Here is a 14,720-nt window from a genome sequence, read left to right on the forward strand (position 1 = left end):
GAACGGTGCATGCAATGCAGCAGTCACCGGAAAGTAGGATGCAGGCCGAACTCAAGCCCGGGCTCGCGCGCGGCAAAAACCCTATGCCTGACCGTCCAGCCAGATCAGGGTGGCTTGGCGACCGGTGACCCCGTCACGACGATAGGAGAAAAACCGCTCGGCATCGCTCAGCGTGCACCATTCGCCGGCGCTGACCGAACCGACGCCGGCGGCGCGCAGGCGTTGAGCGGCCAGGCAATAAATATCGGCCAGCCATTTCCCGACACCATGCGGGACGAAGGCACAAGCCGACTCCGGGTCGCCGGCGATGAAGGATGCACGGACTTCATCGCCGACCTCGAAGGCCGCCGGGCCGATGGCCGGCCCCAGCCAGGCGAGCACGTCGCCGGGCGGTACGCCCATCCGGCCGAGCGTCGCCTCCAGGACGCCGGCAAGCAGACCACGCCAGCCGGCATGGGCTGCCGCCACGACGGTGCCAGCCCGGTCACAGAAGAGGACCGGCAGACAATCGGCCGTCATCACGACGCACACCTTGCCCGGCCCTCGGGCAAAGGCGGCATCGGCTTCCGGCGAAACGGCTTCCGAACCAGCGTCGACCACGGCAATGCCATGCACCTGCGTCAACCACAGCGGTTCGGCCGGCAACAAGGCGCGCAAGGTCGCGCGGTTGGCGGCAACCCGCGCCTGGTCGTCGCCGACGTGATCGCCCAGATTGAAACTATCCCAGGGCGGCGGACTGCACCCACCGCTGCGCAGGGTCTGCATGGCCCGCACGTTGGCCGGGGCCGGCCATTCGGGGATCAGCAGGTCAGCCATGGCGCAAGCTGTCGAGCAGATTGCGCATGTCTTCCGGCAACGGGACTTCCCACTGCATCTTGAAACCGGTCAGCGGGTGCACCAGGCCCAGCCGGGTGGCGTGCAGCGCCTGGCGTGGAAAGGTCGGCAGTTTCGGGTTCGTCTTGCCATAGACCTGGTCGCCGACCAGCGGATGGTTGATCGAGGCCAGATGGACGCGGATCTGGTGCGTGCGGCCGGTTTCCAGCGAACACTCGACAAAGGTGCAGTATGGGAATTTCTCCAGGATGCGGAACCAGGTCAGCGCCGGCTTGCCGCCGCGATTCTCTGGCACGACCGCCATCTTGGTGCGCTGCACCGGATGCCGGCCGATCGGCGAATCGACCCCGCCGCCGGTCGGCATCGCCCCGGCCGCCAGCGCCAGATAGACCCGGCGCACGGTGCGCGCCTGCAACTGGCGGACGAGATGGGTCTGCGCCTCCAGCGTCTTGGCAACGACCAGCAGGCCGCTGGTGTCCTTGTCGAGCCGGTGCACGATGCCGGCACGCGGCACTTCCTCGATGCCCGGCACATGGTGCAGCAGCGCATTCATCAGCGTGCCGCTCCAATTGCCGCTGCCCGGATGGACGACCAGGCCGGCCGGCTTGTTGATGACGAGCAGCGTCTCGTCCTCGTAGACGATGTCGAGCGGAATGTCTTCCGGCTGTTCGGGCTGATCGCGGGCGTCATGCGGTTCGGCGACGAGCAGGCGTTCGCCGCCCAGCAGTTTGCGCTTGGGCTCGAGCTCGACCTTGCCATCAACCTGGACGCAACCGTCGCGCACCCACCCCTGCAGGCGATTGCGCGAATGCTGCGGCACCATCTCGGCCAGTATCTGGTCGAGACGACGACCGTAACAGGCATCCGGAACCGTCAAGTGAAGCGGTTCAGTTCGGCTATAATCGCCGGAGTTTTCCATAGGATCTTTCATGATGCGAAGTTTAGCCGCATTCCGGCCTTTCCCCGACCTCTTCCGCCTGTTTGCCGCGCTTTTCATCGCCCTCGCAGTCGCCGGGTGCAGTTCGCTGGGCGACTCCACCGACGAAACTGCCGGCTGGTCGGCCAGCAAGCTTTACTCGGAAGCCAAGGATGCGCAAGCCGATGGCACTTGGGAAAAGGCGGCGAAGTATCTCGAGAAACTGGAGTCCCGTTTCCCCTATGGCCGTTTTGCCCAACAAGCCCAGCTTGAACTCGGCTACGTCTACTGGAAGGGCAACGAACCCGGCTCGGCGCTGGCGGCTTGCGACCGCTTCATTAAGCTCCACCCGAATCACCCGGCCGTCGATTACGCTTATTACCTGAAGGGCCTGATCAACTTCAACGAAGATCTGGGTCTGGTCGGCTACATCAGCTCGCAGGACCCGACGGAGCGCGACCCCAAGGCGGCCCGCGAAGCCTTCGACTCCTTCCGCGAATTGGCCACCCGCTTTCCGAACAGCAAGTACACGCCTGATGCCATCAAGCGCATGGACTATCTGGTCAATGCACTGGCCTCGATGGAAGTGCACGTCGGCCGCTATTACATCAAGCGCGGCGCCTATATTGCCGCCGCCAACCGAGCCCAGTTTGCGATCACCACCTACCCGCGCGCGCCGGCGATCGAGGAGGCCATGTTCATCCTGATCACGGCCTACGACAAGCTGGGCATGAACGACCTGCGCGACGACGCCGACCGCGTCATGCGCAAGAATTTCCCAAACAGCCGCTATTACAAGGATGGGCTGGAGCGCAAGGTCGCCTGGTGGAAACTCTGGTAAGACTGAGCTGAATGAAAACAAGACGGGGAACCTCTAGGTTCCCCGTCTTGTTTCTAGTGCCAGCATTTGTTTATGTGGTATCAGCTGCCCTGCTTGATCGCCAGCACCGCCTGATTACGCAAGGTGCGCAACAGGGACAGCTCCTTCTCGGGAATCGAAATACCTCCCGGCTCATCATGGTCGGCGTAAATCAGCGCCACCGGATTGCCCTTGATATTAAGCGGGAACAGCACGAAGGAATGCGCCGGCACCGCCTTGCGGTACCAAGCCGGGATGCGCTCGGCGATCTTCGGGTCGTTGATGTCGCTGATCAGGATATCGACCCCCTTCGAGGTTGCAGCATGAAAAATGTCCGGCGTGAAGCTCAAGGGAAAGCGAAAGGCCCGCGCGACCTCGTTGGCCTCCGGCCCGAAACCGAAACGCCCCTGCATCGTCCCTGACTTGGCATCCCGGATGCACAGCACGACGCGCTTGAAGCCCATCGCCCGGTACATGGTTTCCAGAATGATGCGCAGGATGTCGTTGAGTTTGAAGCCATCGACCAGGGTATTGCTAATATCCTGAATCCCGGCCGTCAGCACCGACTGCGCATCTAGTTGCCGACCGCCATTGCCCGCCGAATCGCCATCGACGCCACCAAGCGGGTCGTTTTCGCGCAGCAGAGTACCGTCCATGTAGTCGGTGTCGCCCGGCTTGTCTGTCGCATCTTCGTCGCTACCGCCCTTGGCGAACTGGCGCATCTGCTTGCCGAAGGTGGTCTGTTGCAGGTTGAGGTGAATGATGCGCGCGAAGTCCGACACCTCCTCGACCGCCCGCTGCACGGTCTGCTGCATCTCCTGGCGGTCGATCGCAACGGCGTCGGCAAAGCGGGCCATCGCCTTCTTCATTTCCCGATCCCGCGCTTCCGGGGTGGCCTTGGCGATGACATCGCACAACTCGTTGGCAAACCCCGACAGCAGCCGCAGCTTGTCTTCCTGCGTCACGCCGCGCTTGACCGGCCCGGCCGGCAACTTGCGCATGCTGCCGACGATCAGTGGCGGAAAACCCCACTGCCGGGCGATGGCGACGCCCATTTCCTCGAAGGAAATGCCGAGTACCTGGAGCGCCGCGCTGTCTTCCGTACAGCTCTTCTGCTCCATGATGCGGCGAATCTCGTCGGACTCATCCGGGAAATAGAACTGGGCCAGCAGGCGCCCCAGGCTGTTGAACAAGGAGCAGATGAAGGTCTGTTCGAGGTCGCGCATCTGCGCCGCGGCACCGATGTCCTTGGCGAGGATGCCGGCCAGGTTGGCGCGCAGGAAATCCTCCTTGAGCTGATTGGCATTGGACTTGTTCTGCAGATGCTCGAACAACAGCACGGTAATGGCGATGTTGCGCACCGCCTCGAAGCCGAGCACGATCACCGCCCGCGACACGGTACTGATATTGCCGCCGCCAGCCGGCCGGAAGTAGGCGGAATTGACCAAGCGCAGGATCTTGTTGGTCAGCGCGAAGTCCTTGAGGATCGAATTGGAGAGCTTGGTGATGCTCTCGGTCTCGCTGTTGGCAATCTTGTTGATCGCACTGACCGATTCCGAGAGGGCCGGAAAATCGCTCTTGTGGCGCATCCGGCGGAGCAGAAAATCGAGGGTCGACTTCTTGCCTTCCCCCCCTTTGCCGTCCTCTTCCGGATCGAGATAGTTATCGAGCGCCTCGGCGAACTGTTCTGCGGACTGATAGCGCAGCCCGGATCACGGGCCAGCGCCTTGTACAAGATCCCGCCCAAGGCATCGTCGACCGCGGCACTGGCAGGCAGCTTGAGATTCTCGTTGGCCAGGCGGTGCATCACCTGGAAAACGTTATTGCCCTCCACCGCCCGTCGCCCGGCCAGCATCTCGAACAGGATCAGACCGGCGGCGAAGACATCCGAACGCTCGCTGGTCTGACGATTCTCGATGTACTCGGGCGCCATGTAGGCCGGCGTTCCACTGTATTCCTGGGTATCGTCGCTGGGGCTGTCGACCCGCGCCGCAATGCCGAAATCCATGACGCGCGGCGTACCGTTTTCGTCGAGCAGGATATTGGAGGGTTTGAGGTCGCGATGGATGATGCTCTGGGCGTGGGCATGGGCGACCGCATCGAGAATCGGCCGCATGATGCCGATTGCCTTGACCGGCGACAGTGCGCCGCTGTCGCGCAGGAACTCGGCCAGATTTTTGCCCGGCACGTACTCGAAAACCAGGTAGATATCGCCGTCCGCCTCACCCGCCTCGAAAATCGGGACGATATTCGGATGGCGCAACTTGCTGACCGTTCGTGCCTCGTCAAGCAGCACCTGATTCTGCGTCGGGTCGGCGCGGCTGACGTGAACGGTCTTGATCGCGATTTCGCGCTGCAACTGGGGGTCGAAACCGAGGTAAACCGTACTCTGCGCCCCCCGTCCCAATTCCTTACGCAGTTCAAAACGGCCAATTTTCTTGCTCATTGATCTTTTTCTATCCAAACGAGGTGCGGCACGGCATCGGCGCCACCGCAGACCAGTGCATTCTGCCCAAAAATCCCGGCCAGTGCGCAAGCATCTTCGCGCGTGATATCGGGTATGAAACAACTTTCCTCGACCGGCGCGTCACCGTCGTCCGGTCGATTCTCACCGGCATAGGGCTCGTAATTCCCCTCCAGCAGATCGCATTCGAGTTGCGACTGGCGCTCGGCATTTTCTTCGCCATCGATCACTTGCGAACCGGGATTATGCGCCGTGATGATCGCAAAGCTCGCGCAGCCCGACTTTTCCAGCCAACGACTGAGCACTTCGTTGACCCGGTCGATGCGCAGATCGGCAGAGCCACCCGGCAAATACACCCGGTACGTCGTTGCGCGGTAGGCCGCGTCCAGTTCACTCGTCTTCGCCATCAAAATCCGCCACGCCTATCAATTGTTCGGAAACGCCCACCGGCAAAGCCTCGACATCCTTCAACCGGCGCGAGAGCTGACGCGTCCTGATCTCCGCCTTGCCGATGCTGTTGCTGGCCTCGTCCAGCTTCTTCCGGGTGTGGGCCAGGGCCTCGCCAAATTTACCGAATTCGGTCTTCACCGCCCCGAGCACCGACCAAACCTCCGCCGAGCGCTGCTCGATGGCCAGGGTCCGAAAACCCATCTGCAGGCTGTTAAGCAGCGCTGCCAGCGTCGTCGGGCCGGCCAGGCTGACCCGGTAGTCGCGCTGCAGCGTTTCGGCCAGCCCCGGCCGGCGTAGCGCTTCCGCATACAGTCCCTCGATCGGCAAGTAGAGCATGGCGAAATCGGTGGTGTGCGGCGGCGAAACATATTTTTCGCGGATACTCTTCGCCTCGTTTTTCAGGCGCATCTCGATCGCCCGCGATGCCTCTTCGACCGCCAACGGATCGCCCCGCTCCTGGGCGTCGAGCAGGCGCTGGTAATCCTCGATCGGAAACTTGGCGTCGATCGGCAGCCAGACCACGGCACCGTCACCCTTGCCGGGCAGGCGAATGGCAAAATCGACGCGTTCGTTGCTGTCTGGCCGGGTCGCGACATTCGCGGCGAACTGGTCGGCAGTCAGCAGTTGCTCGAGCAAGGTGGCCAACTGGACCTCGCCCCAGGTGCCGCGGGTCTTGACATTGGTCAGCACGCGCTTGAGGTCGCCGACGCCGGCTGCCAGGGTCTGCATCTCGCCCAAGCCACGATGGACCTGCTCGAGACGTTCGCTGACCAGCTTGAAGGAGTCGCCGAGGCGCTGCTCCAGAGTCGCATGCAGCTTCTCGTCGACCGTCCGCCGCATCTCCTCGAGCTTGCTGGCATTGTCGGCCTGGATCGCCGTCAAACGGCCTTCCACACTCAGTTTCAGGCGCTCGAAACGCTCGTCAAGCCCCAAGGAGAACCGGTTGAGTTCGCGAGCAAAGGCTTCCAGGCGCTCGGCCTGTAAGGCGCCGAACTGCCCGACCTGAGTCGTCAGTACCTGACCGAGCAGGGTCGAGGACTGAGCTCTTTCCTCACGGTCGCGAAAAGCCTCCTCGGCATCCTCGCGCCGGTTGCGTGCCAGTTCCTCGCGCAACTCCCGCTCAAGCCGGGCCAGCCCCTTCTCCTGCGCTTCCTGTAGGGAGCGGAAAGCCGGATCGGCATCGCCGGCCTTGCCGGCTCGCAGCAGCAGGGCCACCTGCAGCAGAATCACGACGACCACGCCGGCCAGCACGGCGAGTCCCATTATTTCGCTCATGCCCAACCTATTTTAGTGAAAAATCGACACGGCTGGCCTTGGCTTTGGCATCGGTTTCAGCCTCGACTTTCGCTGGCAGCAGGAATAGTCGCTCAGGTGCGATCTTGCCCTGCTCGATCAACCAGAGCTGGACATTTTCGGCCCGGCGTGTGGCCAATTGGACGACGTCATCATCGGTGACCGGCGAATTGGCCAGCATCAGCTTTTCCATTTCCTCTAGCGGCAAATCTTTTTGCAGTCCGATCATGTTGCGCGGTTTCGGGAACTTGGCGGCCTTGTAGGCGCGCGTCAGATAAGTCGTGTACTCCTCCGGGGCGATCTCGACATCGCGCAAGGATCCGCTGTTTTCGGCCTTGTTCGGCATGTCTTTCTGCTTTTCGAGCCGCATCGCACGTTCCATGGCGACCCGCTTGATGCCTTCCTTGTCGGCTTCCGGATCGGCCCGACCGGTGATCTCCAGATTCAGCGCCGAACGCTCGCTCAGCGCCTTGGCCAGGGTTTCCAAGGTCTTGCCGGCAGCCTCGCCGACGCGGGCACGGCCCGGTGCAAACTCAACGTTCGACAGTTCTTCGCCACTGCCCATCATCGAGCCGAGCAATGCAAACGGCGAGGTGACGGCCTTCATGAACAGGTTGACAATGACCTTGATGATCAAGCCGCCGATCGAGAACTGCGGGTCATCCAGCGAACCGGAGATCGGCAGATTGAGGTCGATCTCGCCACGATTGTTCTTGAGTAGCGAAATCGCCAGATTGACTGGCAGCTTGGTGGCATCGGGACTCTCCACCGGATCGCCGAAAGTAAACTGGTCGATGAACAGCTTGTTGTTGGCCGTCAGCTGATTGTTCTCCAGCTTGTAGGCCACGCTTAACGAGAGCTTGCCCTTCTCGATGTTGTAACCGGCATACTTGCCGGAGTACGGCGAGAAACCGGTCAGATCGACGCCGGTCACCTCGGCCTTGAGATCGAGATAGGTTTTGGCGGCCAGCGGATTCAGCTTGGCCTGGATCTGCACCGGCGCCGATTTGGCGTAACTGCCGCGAAGATCCAGATCGGCCACGGTGTTCTCGACCGACGACAGGCCGGTGACGCGCCCGCCCAGTCGGGTGATATTGACGGTGTAATTCGGTTTGACGAAGAAATCGGAGAAATTCAGCGTGCCGTTCTGCAAGGTAATCTTGGCGATCTTGATCGGCAGCGGCGGCTTCTTCGGTGCAGCCTCCTTGACCACCGGCAGCGCAGGTGGCGGCACGGTCGTCACCACTGGCACCACCTCGCCTTCCGGCTTCTTGACGATATCCTGGACATTGAGGCGCCCGGCCTTGTTGAGAATCAACCGGGAATAGTAGTCACTCAGTGCAATTTCGCCGACGGTGATCGCCATCGGCTCCAGCTTGAAATCGATGCCACCCAGGTAGAGCGACTTCCAGCGCAGGAAATCGGCACTGTTGACCTTGTCGACCGCGAGAAAGTCACCCAGCGTCACCGACCCCTTGTAGGCAGCTTTCAGGCCGTCCTTGTCGATCCGTGCCGTGGCTTCGCCCTTGTTCGAGACCTGGCCGCGCGCCAGTTCGATATTCAGGCGCTCGGTAAAGTAGGGTTGCAGCGGTAGCAGCGGGATCGCCTGCGTCTCGACCATCACGGCGACATCAAGCGGCATCAGTTGAACACTCCCCCCAACTTTCAGGTTGCCCTGCTTGTTGATCCTGCCCTCCAGCGCAATGCTGCCCTTCTTGCCCGGATCATTGCCAAGATTCACGCCGCGCAGACTAAAACCCTCCAGTTCCTGCACCGCCGCCGGCCGTGTCGCCTGGTCCTCGAAACGGAAAGCGAGGTCGGCGATGTTCAATTTGGCGACGTGACCGATCCACGGCCGTTCGTCCTTGGCCTTGGCATCGGTCGCCCGGATCGTTTTCAGCACCGGAGAACTGACCCATTCGATCTGGCCGTCCTTGTTGCGCAGCATGCGGGCGCTGGTCCTGGCGTTGTCGACCTCGGCGATATCGATGCGATGTGCCGGCAGGTCAACCTTGATGCCCTTGACCGTCATCTTTTCGACCCGAAAACGCTCCCCCAGCTCAACCTGATAACTGACTTCGGACAGTTCGATCGGATCGGCAAGCCGGCTATCCAGCTTGCCGATCGCGGCATGCAGGTCACGCACTTCGCCGACCACGGTGACGGCCTTCGACTCATCCTTCCAGCGCACCAGGCCATTACTCAGCGCAAACTCGCCGAGCGACCAGGCCAGCGGCTTGGCTGCGGCCGGCTGCTTCGGCTGCGCATCGGCCGGTTTGGACATTTTGCCAACCAGCTCCAGCACATTGAACTCGCCCTGACGATTAACCGACAGCGTGACATCGAGTCCATCCAGGGCAACCCGCTTGACGGCGATGCTCCGGTTAACCAGATCGGCATTGTCGAGATCGACGTCCAGCCTCTTCCAGGCAAGCAGAGGCTGACCGTTGCTTTCGGCGACAGTCAGCCCCGACACATGGGCGCTGCCGATAACGGCCAGCGAAAAGACCTGATCGGCCCCCTCCTTGAATACCACCTTCAATTCCGAATCCAGCGTCCCGGCGGCCAGACGGATCGGCATCGTTTCCGGCAGATAGGGCTGGAGACGGGACAGATCGAAACGATCAAGGTCGAGATCGAGCACGCTTTCATGCGTGCCGGCAAAAGGTTTGCTGCGCCCCTTGAGCACCAGTTGGGAACCGTTGATATTGGCGGAAAAATTCGGTTCGACCAGCACTTCTGCCTGGTAAGGCAGACTGGATACAAAAGGCACCCCCAAATTGATCTCGCCGATTACGTGCTTGGTACCCTCGGGCTGATCGTCAAACTCGATCCGGCCGCCGATCAATTGAATGTTGTTTAGAGAAAAACGCGGCGTCCCGGTATCCGGCTCATCCTTCGGCTTCATCCACTGCTCGAGCAGATCGGATATGTCGTAGCGCCCATCGGCGACCCGCGCCACGGCAAGGCGCAAGCCCTGCAGGCGAACCTCATCGACGACGGCCGCCAGTTTGAAAATGGAGGCCGACGAGAGATTGATGAACAATTCGTCGAAGCCGGCGACTTCCCTCCCCCCATCGTTCTTGATCGACAGGCCATTGACCCGCGCCGACAGCGCATAGGGGTTAATGTCGATTTTCTCGATGCTGACTTCGCGGTGCAATTCCTGCCCGAGTTGCTTGAGCAAAATTGATTTAAGCAGCGGCGGCGCGGCAAAATAGCCCAAAAGCCCGAAAACCAGCAAAAACCCGCCCAACCATTTGCCGATTTTCCTGCTACGAGTGGATTTCACGAGTTCGCCAAGCCGTGACATTGTCAGCGGATTGCTTGCGGTCTGGTCAGCCATGATAATCTACCGTCGTTATAGTTTCTTCTGCCAATTTAGCACACCGGAACCGTCCTCAAGACGGCAAAAACCATGGCCTGGATCATCAACGACATAAAAAAAGCACTGGCCCAACTCCGGCGCGGGCAAACCTGGCTGGCCATCGGACTGATCAGCCTGTTCGCTTTTCTTGCTTATGTAGTCAGCCAGTTCGCCTTCAGAACCGATTCCGTTTTGATGTTTCTGCGGCACACCGCCAGTTCCTGCCGGGAAATGACCAACGGCATCATCATCTTTCTGTTCTGCGGCATGATTTTCTTCCTGTTCACGGCCGTGCTGACGCTTGGCGAATTGCAGCGTTATTTCGACCTCAAACAGCGCTCGGCCCACTACCAAGCCCGCCAAACATTGTATTGGGGCCTAGGCTGGGGAGCCGTTGCCATCGGCATAGCGGTCGCCGCGCTGGTTTTCTTCAACACCTATTGTCGCTAGACTGCGCTGGCAAATCTGCCCACCCGCGGTTCCCCATGAAAATCCTCATCGTTGAAGACAGCCGTGCCAACCTCCTCGTACTGACCCAGTACGTCGAGCGTTACGGCGCCACGGCGATCCCAGCCGAGAATGGCGAAAACGCGGTGGCCACCTTCAGCCGTGAACGGCCCGACCTGGTACTGCTCGACGTCATTCTTCCCGACATCGACGGCTTCGAGGTCGCTCGCCGCATCCGCGGGCTGGAAAATCCCGGCGACTGGACCCCGATCATCTTTCTCTCCGCACTCGGCAAAGACGAGGATATCGAGAAGGGCATTTCGGCCGGCGGCGACGACTACCTGCACAAGCCGGTCAGCGAAATCGTGCTCGATGCCAAGATTCGCGCCATGCAGCGCCTCATCCAGATGCGGACATCGCTGGTCGTGCTCGCCCGCAAGCTCGATGTCGCCAATCAGGAATTGAAGCGCCTGTCGGCCAGCGACGGTCTGACCGGCATCGCCAACCGGCGCTTCTTCGACGAATATATCTCGCGCGAATGGCGGCGCGGCCGCCGCAACGCCAGCGGCATCGCGCTGATGATGTGCGACGTCGACCACTTCAAGCTGTTCAACGACACCTACGGCCACCAGGCGGGCGACGACTGCCTGCGTCGCGTCGCCGGCGCCATCGCCGCCAACCTGGAGCGGGCTGCCGACATTGCCGCGCGCTACGGCGGCGAGGAATTTGTCGTCGTTCTGCCCGAGACCTCGCTCGGTGGTGCCCTGATGGTGGCCGAAAAAATTCGCCACGCTGTTCACGCACTGAACATCCCCCACTCCGCGTCGTCATTTGGACGGGTCACGCTGAGTATCGGCATCGCCTCCGCAGTACCCGAACTCGACAATCCGTGCGACGAATTGATTCTGGCCGCCGACCGTGCCCTTTACCATGCCAAGCACACGGGCCGCGATCGCGTGTGCCGGGCCGACAAGATTCCGGCCGCCTGACCCATGGCCGGCAAACGTATATCGATATTGATCGTCGACGACAACGACATCATGCGTACGGTCTTGCGCGGCATCGTCCGCGGCGATGACTACGAAGTCGTCGGCGAAGCCCGCAACGGCATTCTGGCAGTCGAACTCGCGCAGCGCCTGAAACCCGATATCGTTTGCCTGGATGTGCTGATGCCGGAAAAGAACGGTCTGGAAGCCCTCTGCGAAATCAAGGCGGCCCGCCCCGAAACCGTGGTCATCATGATCACCGGCAACGCCGACCCAGGAACGGTTCAGGAGGCGATCGTTGGCGGCGCTGGCGGCTTCATTGTCAAGCCCTTCAACGCCGCCCGCGTGCTCGACACACTGGACAAGGTAGCGGCGCGCATCCGCCAGAAATCGGGCTAGTAGCAGCCTTTGAATTGGTGGTGCGAGTGCCGGCCCTTGAATTCATGGTGCTAGAAGACGTTCCGCCAGCCGCGGATGGCGGAAAAAATCGCTGTTTTGGAGCGGTCGACCGCATCATGCTGCAAACCTGCTGCAATCACGGCAGCTTCACCGCTGCGCAGGAAGGGATTGGTCGCCTTTTCCTCGGCCAGCGTCGACGGCACGCTGGGCAATCCCGCGGCACGCTGCGCCGCCACCCGGGTGACGCGCTGCCTTAAGGCGAGGTTGTCCGGTTCGACGGCCAGCGCAAAACGTAGATTCATCTCGGTGTATTCGTGGGCGCAATAGATTAGCGTCTCGTCGGGCAAGGCGGCAAAGCTGTCGAGGGAGGCAGCCATCTGCGCCGGCGTCCCCTCGAACAGACGGCCGCAGCCGGCGCCGAACAAGGTGTCGCCACAGAACAGCAACCCCGGCGCGTAGTAGGCAATATGGCCCAGCGTATGGCCGGGGACGGCCATCACCTGGAGCGTCTGGCCGAGAACTTCGATGCGTTCGCCACCGTCCAAAGGCCGGGTACAGCCTGTGATAGACTCTTTGGCCGGCGCAAAGACCTCGGGCTTGTAGTGTGCCTTCAGTTCGCCAACGCCGCCTTGATGGTCGCCATGGTGATGCGTGATCAGGATGCCCTCCAGCCGCAGACCGTCGGCCTCCAGCCGCGCCAGCACGGGTGCTGCCTCGCCGGGGTCGACGACGAAGGCACTGCTGCCCTGGGTCAACAGCCAGATGTAATTGTCCTTGAATGCGGGAATGAACGACACGTCAAACATGCCGGAACTATCAAGCCAGGAACGTCGGATGTCAATTCCCGGTCTCGATGCCTGGCTGGGCTCGGCTCAGGGCCGTTACGTGCTCGACTGGGAGCAGGACAAGCTTGATGAGGCGGTGGCCGACGTTTTCGGCTTCAATGCCCTGCAAATCGGTCTGCCCCAGTTCGATTTCCTGCGCGCCAACCGCATCCCTCTGCGCCAGAAGGCCGGCGAGTTCGGCGTCGTCGATGTCCTGTGCGAGATGCCGGCCCTCCCCTTTGCCTCGCACAGCACCGATCTCGTGGTCATGCCGCACGTGCTGGAGTTCAGCGACGACCCGCACCAGATCCTGCGCGAAGTTGAACGCATCCTGATCCCGGAAGGACAGGTCATCATCGTCGGTTTTAATCCGCTCTCGCTGTGGGGCCTCAAGAAAAGCGTCGATCGCACCGGCAATTTTCCGTGGAACGGCAGTTACCTCTCGCTGACGCGCCTCAAGGACTGGTTGAAGCTGCTCGGTTTCGAAGTCGACCGCGGCACCCTGGGCTGTTACGCCCCCCCTTTCGAGCAGGCGCGATGGCTGCACCGCTCGCATTTCATCGAGTCCGCTGGCGAACGCTGGTGGGATTTTTTCGGTGGTGTCTATCTGCTGCGGGCGATCAAGCGCACGCACGGCATGCATCTGATCACCCCCGAATGGAGAAAAAAGCCGGTGCGCGCCAAGGCGTTGCGCCCGGTTGTTCACAAGGAAAAACATGGCCGTTGAGGAAACGATAGAGATCTATACCGATGGCGCCTGCAAGGGCAACCCAGGCCCCGGCGGCTGGGGCGCGATCCTGCGCGTCGGCAAGCACGAAAAGGAGTTGTGGGGCGGCGAGAAGGAAACCACCAACAACCGCATGGAACTGACGGCCGCGATCCGCGCCATCGAGGCCCTGAAGCGTCCGGTCGCCGGCCGCATCTACACCGACTCGCAATATGTCCTGAAGGGCATCAACGAGTGGATTCACGGCTGGAAGCGCAACGGCTGGAAGACGGCCGACAAGAAGCCGGTAAAGAACGCCGATCTCTGGCAACTGCTCGACGCCCAGGTCAAACAGCACAAGCTGGAATGGATCTGGGTCAAGGGCCACGCCGGCCACCCGGAAAACGAACGCGCCGATGCGCTGGCCAATCGCGGCATTGAAGAATTGAGGTAAAGACATGCGCCAAGTTGTTCTCGACACCGAAACCACCGGCCTCGACCCCCGTTCGGGTCACCGCATCATTGAAGTCGCCTGCATCGAGATGGTCAATCGCCGGCTGACCGGCCGCCATCTGCACAAATACACCAACCCCGAGCGCGAAATCGACGAAGGCGCCCAGGCGGTACACGGCATCTCGCTCGAGTTCCTGGCCGACAAGCCGAAATTCGCCGACATCGCCGACGAGTTCCTCGAATTCATCAATGGCGCCGAGCTGATCATCCACAACGCGCCCTTCGACCTCGGCTTCCTCAATGCCGAACTGCGGCGCCTCGACCGCGTGCCGGTCGAAACCATCTGCAGCGGCGTCACCGACACGCTGAAGATGGCCAAGGAACTGCACCCGGGCAAGCGCAACAGCCTGGATGCCCTGTGCGAACGCTACGAGATCGACAACTCCAGCCGCACCCTGCACGGCGCCCTGCTCGACACCGAACTGCTGGCCGACGTCTTCCTGGCCATGACCCGCGGCCAGAACTCGCTGATGATCGAACCGGATGCCGCACCGCGCCCGCAACTCGGGGCCGACGGCATGGTCCGCCAGCGCAAGCCGCTGTTCGTCCAACGCGCCACGGCCGAAGAACTGACCGACCACGAGCGCGTCCTGGCCGCTATCGACAAAGAGTCGAAAGGCGCCTGCGTCTGGCTGCCCAAGACCGAAGCGGCGAGCTGAGCG

15 protein-coding genes are annotated in these 14,720 nt (G+C 61.5%); 7 read left to right on the plus strand and 8 right to left on the minus strand.

Going from position 1 to position 14,720, the window contains the following annotated elements; translation table 11 throughout:
* Positions 1-81: 81 nt before the first annotated feature.
* The gene (gene pgeF / locus NQE15_RS17005; protein ID WP_265942972.1) at positions 82-816 is read right to left on the minus strand and encodes a peptidoglycan editing factor PgeF; all 735 of its coding nucleotides are present in this window, start codon (positions 814-816) and stop codon (positions 82-84) included.
* Positions 809-1,765: a 23S rRNA pseudouridine(1911/1915/1917) synthase RluD gene (rluD, locus tag NQE15_RS17010; protein WP_265942973.1), complete on the minus strand. Its 957-nt coding sequence runs from the start codon at positions 1,763-1,765 to the stop codon at positions 809-811. The genes pgeF and rluD overlap by 8 nt, the downstream gene beginning before the upstream one ends.
* Between rluD and NQE15_RS17015 the strand changes: the two genes are divergently transcribed.
* Positions 1,764-2,591 carry an outer membrane protein assembly factor BamD gene (locus NQE15_RS17015; protein ID WP_265942975.1) on the plus strand — a complete coding sequence of 276 codons (828 nt, stop codon included), beginning with the start codon at positions 1,764-1,766 and terminating at the stop codon, positions 2,589-2,591. The two genes, rluD and NQE15_RS17015, sit on opposite strands and share 2 nt — an antisense overlap.
* A gap of 80 nt (positions 2,592-2,671) precedes the next feature.
* Here the strand turns inward: NQE15_RS17015 and NQE15_RS17020 are convergent, their stop codons facing one another.
* The 5 genes from NQE15_RS17020 to NQE15_RS17040 are packed head-to-tail and all read right to left on the minus strand — an operon-like array spanning position 2,672 to position 10,108.
* Complete coding sequence (locus NQE15_RS17020) at positions 2,672-4,150, minus strand: HDOD domain-containing protein (protein WP_265950327.1); 1,479 nt, start codon at positions 4,148-4,150, stop codon at positions 2,672-2,674.
* The gene (locus tag NQE15_RS17025) at positions 4,075-5,055 is read right to left on the minus strand and encodes a serine/threonine-protein kinase (protein ID WP_265942977.1); all 981 of its coding nucleotides are present in this window, start codon (positions 5,053-5,055) and stop codon (positions 4,075-4,077) included. The genes NQE15_RS17020 and NQE15_RS17025 overlap by 76 nt, the downstream gene beginning before the upstream one ends.
* Positions 5,052-5,480 carry a DUF3293 domain-containing protein gene (locus NQE15_RS17030; RefSeq protein ID WP_265942979.1) on the minus strand — a complete coding sequence of 143 codons (429 nt, stop codon included), beginning with the start codon at positions 5,478-5,480 and terminating at the stop codon, positions 5,052-5,054. Before NQE15_RS17030 ends, NQE15_RS17025 begins: the two co-directional genes overlap by 4 nt.
* On the minus strand, positions 5,464-6,798 hold the full coding sequence (locus tag NQE15_RS17035; RefSeq protein ID WP_265942981.1) for a DNA recombination protein RmuC: 1,335 nt from the start codon (positions 6,796-6,798) through the stop codon (positions 5,464-5,466). Before NQE15_RS17035 ends, NQE15_RS17030 begins: the two co-directional genes overlap by 17 nt.
* 7 nt (positions 6,799-6,805) lie before the next feature.
* Positions 6,806-10,108: a DUF748 domain-containing protein gene (locus NQE15_RS17040; protein WP_265942984.1), complete on the minus strand. Its 3,303-nt coding sequence runs from the start codon at positions 10,106-10,108 to the stop codon at positions 6,806-6,808.
* Positions 10,109-10,234: 126 nt separating this feature from the next.
* Here NQE15_RS17040 and NQE15_RS17045 point away from each other — a divergent pair, with 126 nt between their 5' ends.
* Genes NQE15_RS17045 through NQE15_RS17055 form a run of 3 tightly spaced genes read left to right on the plus strand, consistent with a single transcriptional unit; the run spans position 10,235 to position 12,015 of the window.
* The gene (locus tag NQE15_RS17045; protein WP_265942986.1) at positions 10,235-10,633 is read left to right on the plus strand and encodes a hypothetical protein; all 399 of its coding nucleotides are present in this window, start codon (positions 10,235-10,237) and stop codon (positions 10,631-10,633) included.
* Between the two features lie 35 nt (positions 10,634-10,668).
* Positions 10,669-11,619 (plus strand): diguanylate cyclase, encoded by a 951-nt coding sequence (locus NQE15_RS17050; protein WP_265942987.1) that lies wholly within the window; start codon positions 10,669-10,671, stop codon positions 11,617-11,619.
* Between the two features lie 3 nt (positions 11,620-11,622).
* Entirely contained in the window at positions 11,623-12,015 is a 393-nt protein-coding gene (locus NQE15_RS17055; RefSeq protein WP_265942989.1) for a response regulator, read from the plus strand.
* A gap of 50 nt (positions 12,016-12,065) precedes the next feature.
* Here NQE15_RS17055 and gloB read toward each other — a convergent pair whose 3' ends face one another.
* Positions 12,066-12,821, minus strand: a complete 756-nt coding sequence (gloB, locus tag NQE15_RS17060; protein WP_265942991.1) for a hydroxyacylglutathione hydrolase — start codon at positions 12,819-12,821, stop codon at positions 12,066-12,068.
* 28 nt (positions 12,822-12,849) lie between these two features.
* Here gloB and NQE15_RS17065 point away from each other — a divergent pair, with 28 nt between their 5' ends.
* From NQE15_RS17065 to dnaQ, 3 genes are read left to right on the plus strand one after another with little or no spacing between them, the layout of a single operon-like run.
* Positions 12,850-13,566 (plus strand): class I SAM-dependent methyltransferase, encoded by a 717-nt coding sequence (locus NQE15_RS17065; protein ID WP_265942993.1) that lies wholly within the window; start codon positions 12,850-12,852, stop codon positions 13,564-13,566.
* Positions 13,556-13,999, plus strand: coding sequence for a ribonuclease HI (gene rnhA / locus NQE15_RS17070; RefSeq protein ID WP_265942995.1), 444 nt, complete (start codon positions 13,556-13,558; stop codon positions 13,997-13,999). Before NQE15_RS17065 ends, rnhA begins: the two co-directional genes overlap by 11 nt.
* Positions 14,000-14,003: 4 nt before the next feature.
* Positions 14,004-14,717 carry a DNA polymerase III subunit epsilon gene (dnaQ, locus tag NQE15_RS17075; RefSeq protein ID WP_265942997.1) on the plus strand — a complete coding sequence of 238 codons (714 nt, stop codon included), beginning with the start codon at positions 14,004-14,006 and terminating at the stop codon, positions 14,715-14,717.
* The last annotated feature ends 3 nt before the right edge of the window (positions 14,718-14,720 follow it).

This window comes from Dechloromonas sp. A34, assembly GCF_026261605.1.
Taxonomy (GTDB): Bacteria; Pseudomonadota; Gammaproteobacteria; order Burkholderiales; family Rhodocyclaceae; genus Azonexus.

What these genes read in the sequence shown, in the direction of transcription:
- pgeF (WP_265942972.1), bottom strand. Translation starts at nt 816, where the DNA reads ATGGCTGACCTGCTGATCCCCGAATGGCCGGCCCCGGCCAACGTGCGG.
- NQE15_RS17015 (WP_265942975.1), top strand. Translation starts at nt 1,764, where the DNA reads ATGATGCGAAGTTTAGCCGCATTCCGGCCTTTCCCCGACCTCTTCCGC.
- rluD (WP_265942973.1), bottom strand. Translation starts at nt 1,765, where the DNA reads ATGAAAGATCCTATGGAAAACTCCGGCGATTATAGCCGAACTGAACCG.
- NQE15_RS17025 (WP_265942977.1), bottom strand. Translation starts at nt 5,055, where the DNA reads ATGAGCAAGAAAATTGGCCGTTTTGAACTGCGTAAGGAATTGGGACGG.
- NQE15_RS17030 (WP_265942979.1), bottom strand. Translation starts at nt 5,480, where the DNA reads ATGGCGAAGACGAGTGAACTGGACGCGGCCTACCGCGCAACGACGTAC.
- NQE15_RS17035 (WP_265942981.1), bottom strand. Translation starts at nt 6,798, where the DNA reads ATGAGCGAAATAATGGGACTCGCCGTGCTGGCCGGCGTGGTCGTCGTG.
- NQE15_RS17045 (WP_265942986.1), top strand. Translation starts at nt 10,235, where the DNA reads ATGGCCTGGATCATCAACGACATAAAAAAAGCACTGGCCCAACTCCGG.
- NQE15_RS17050 (WP_265942987.1), top strand. Translation starts at nt 10,669, where the DNA reads ATGAAAATCCTCATCGTTGAAGACAGCCGTGCCAACCTCCTCGTACTG.
- NQE15_RS17055 (WP_265942989.1), top strand. Translation starts at nt 11,623, where the DNA reads ATGGCCGGCAAACGTATATCGATATTGATCGTCGACGACAACGACATC.
- gloB (WP_265942991.1), bottom strand. Translation starts at nt 12,821, where the DNA reads ATGTTTGACGTGTCGTTCATTCCCGCATTCAAGGACAATTACATCTGG.
- NQE15_RS17065 (WP_265942993.1), top strand. Translation starts at nt 12,850, where the DNA reads ATGTCAATTCCCGGTCTCGATGCCTGGCTGGGCTCGGCTCAGGGCCGT.
- rnhA (WP_265942995.1), top strand. Translation starts at nt 13,556, where the DNA reads ATGGCCGTTGAGGAAACGATAGAGATCTATACCGATGGCGCCTGCAAG.
- dnaQ (WP_265942997.1), top strand. Translation starts at nt 14,004, where the DNA reads ATGCGCCAAGTTGTTCTCGACACCGAAACCACCGGCCTCGACCCCCGT.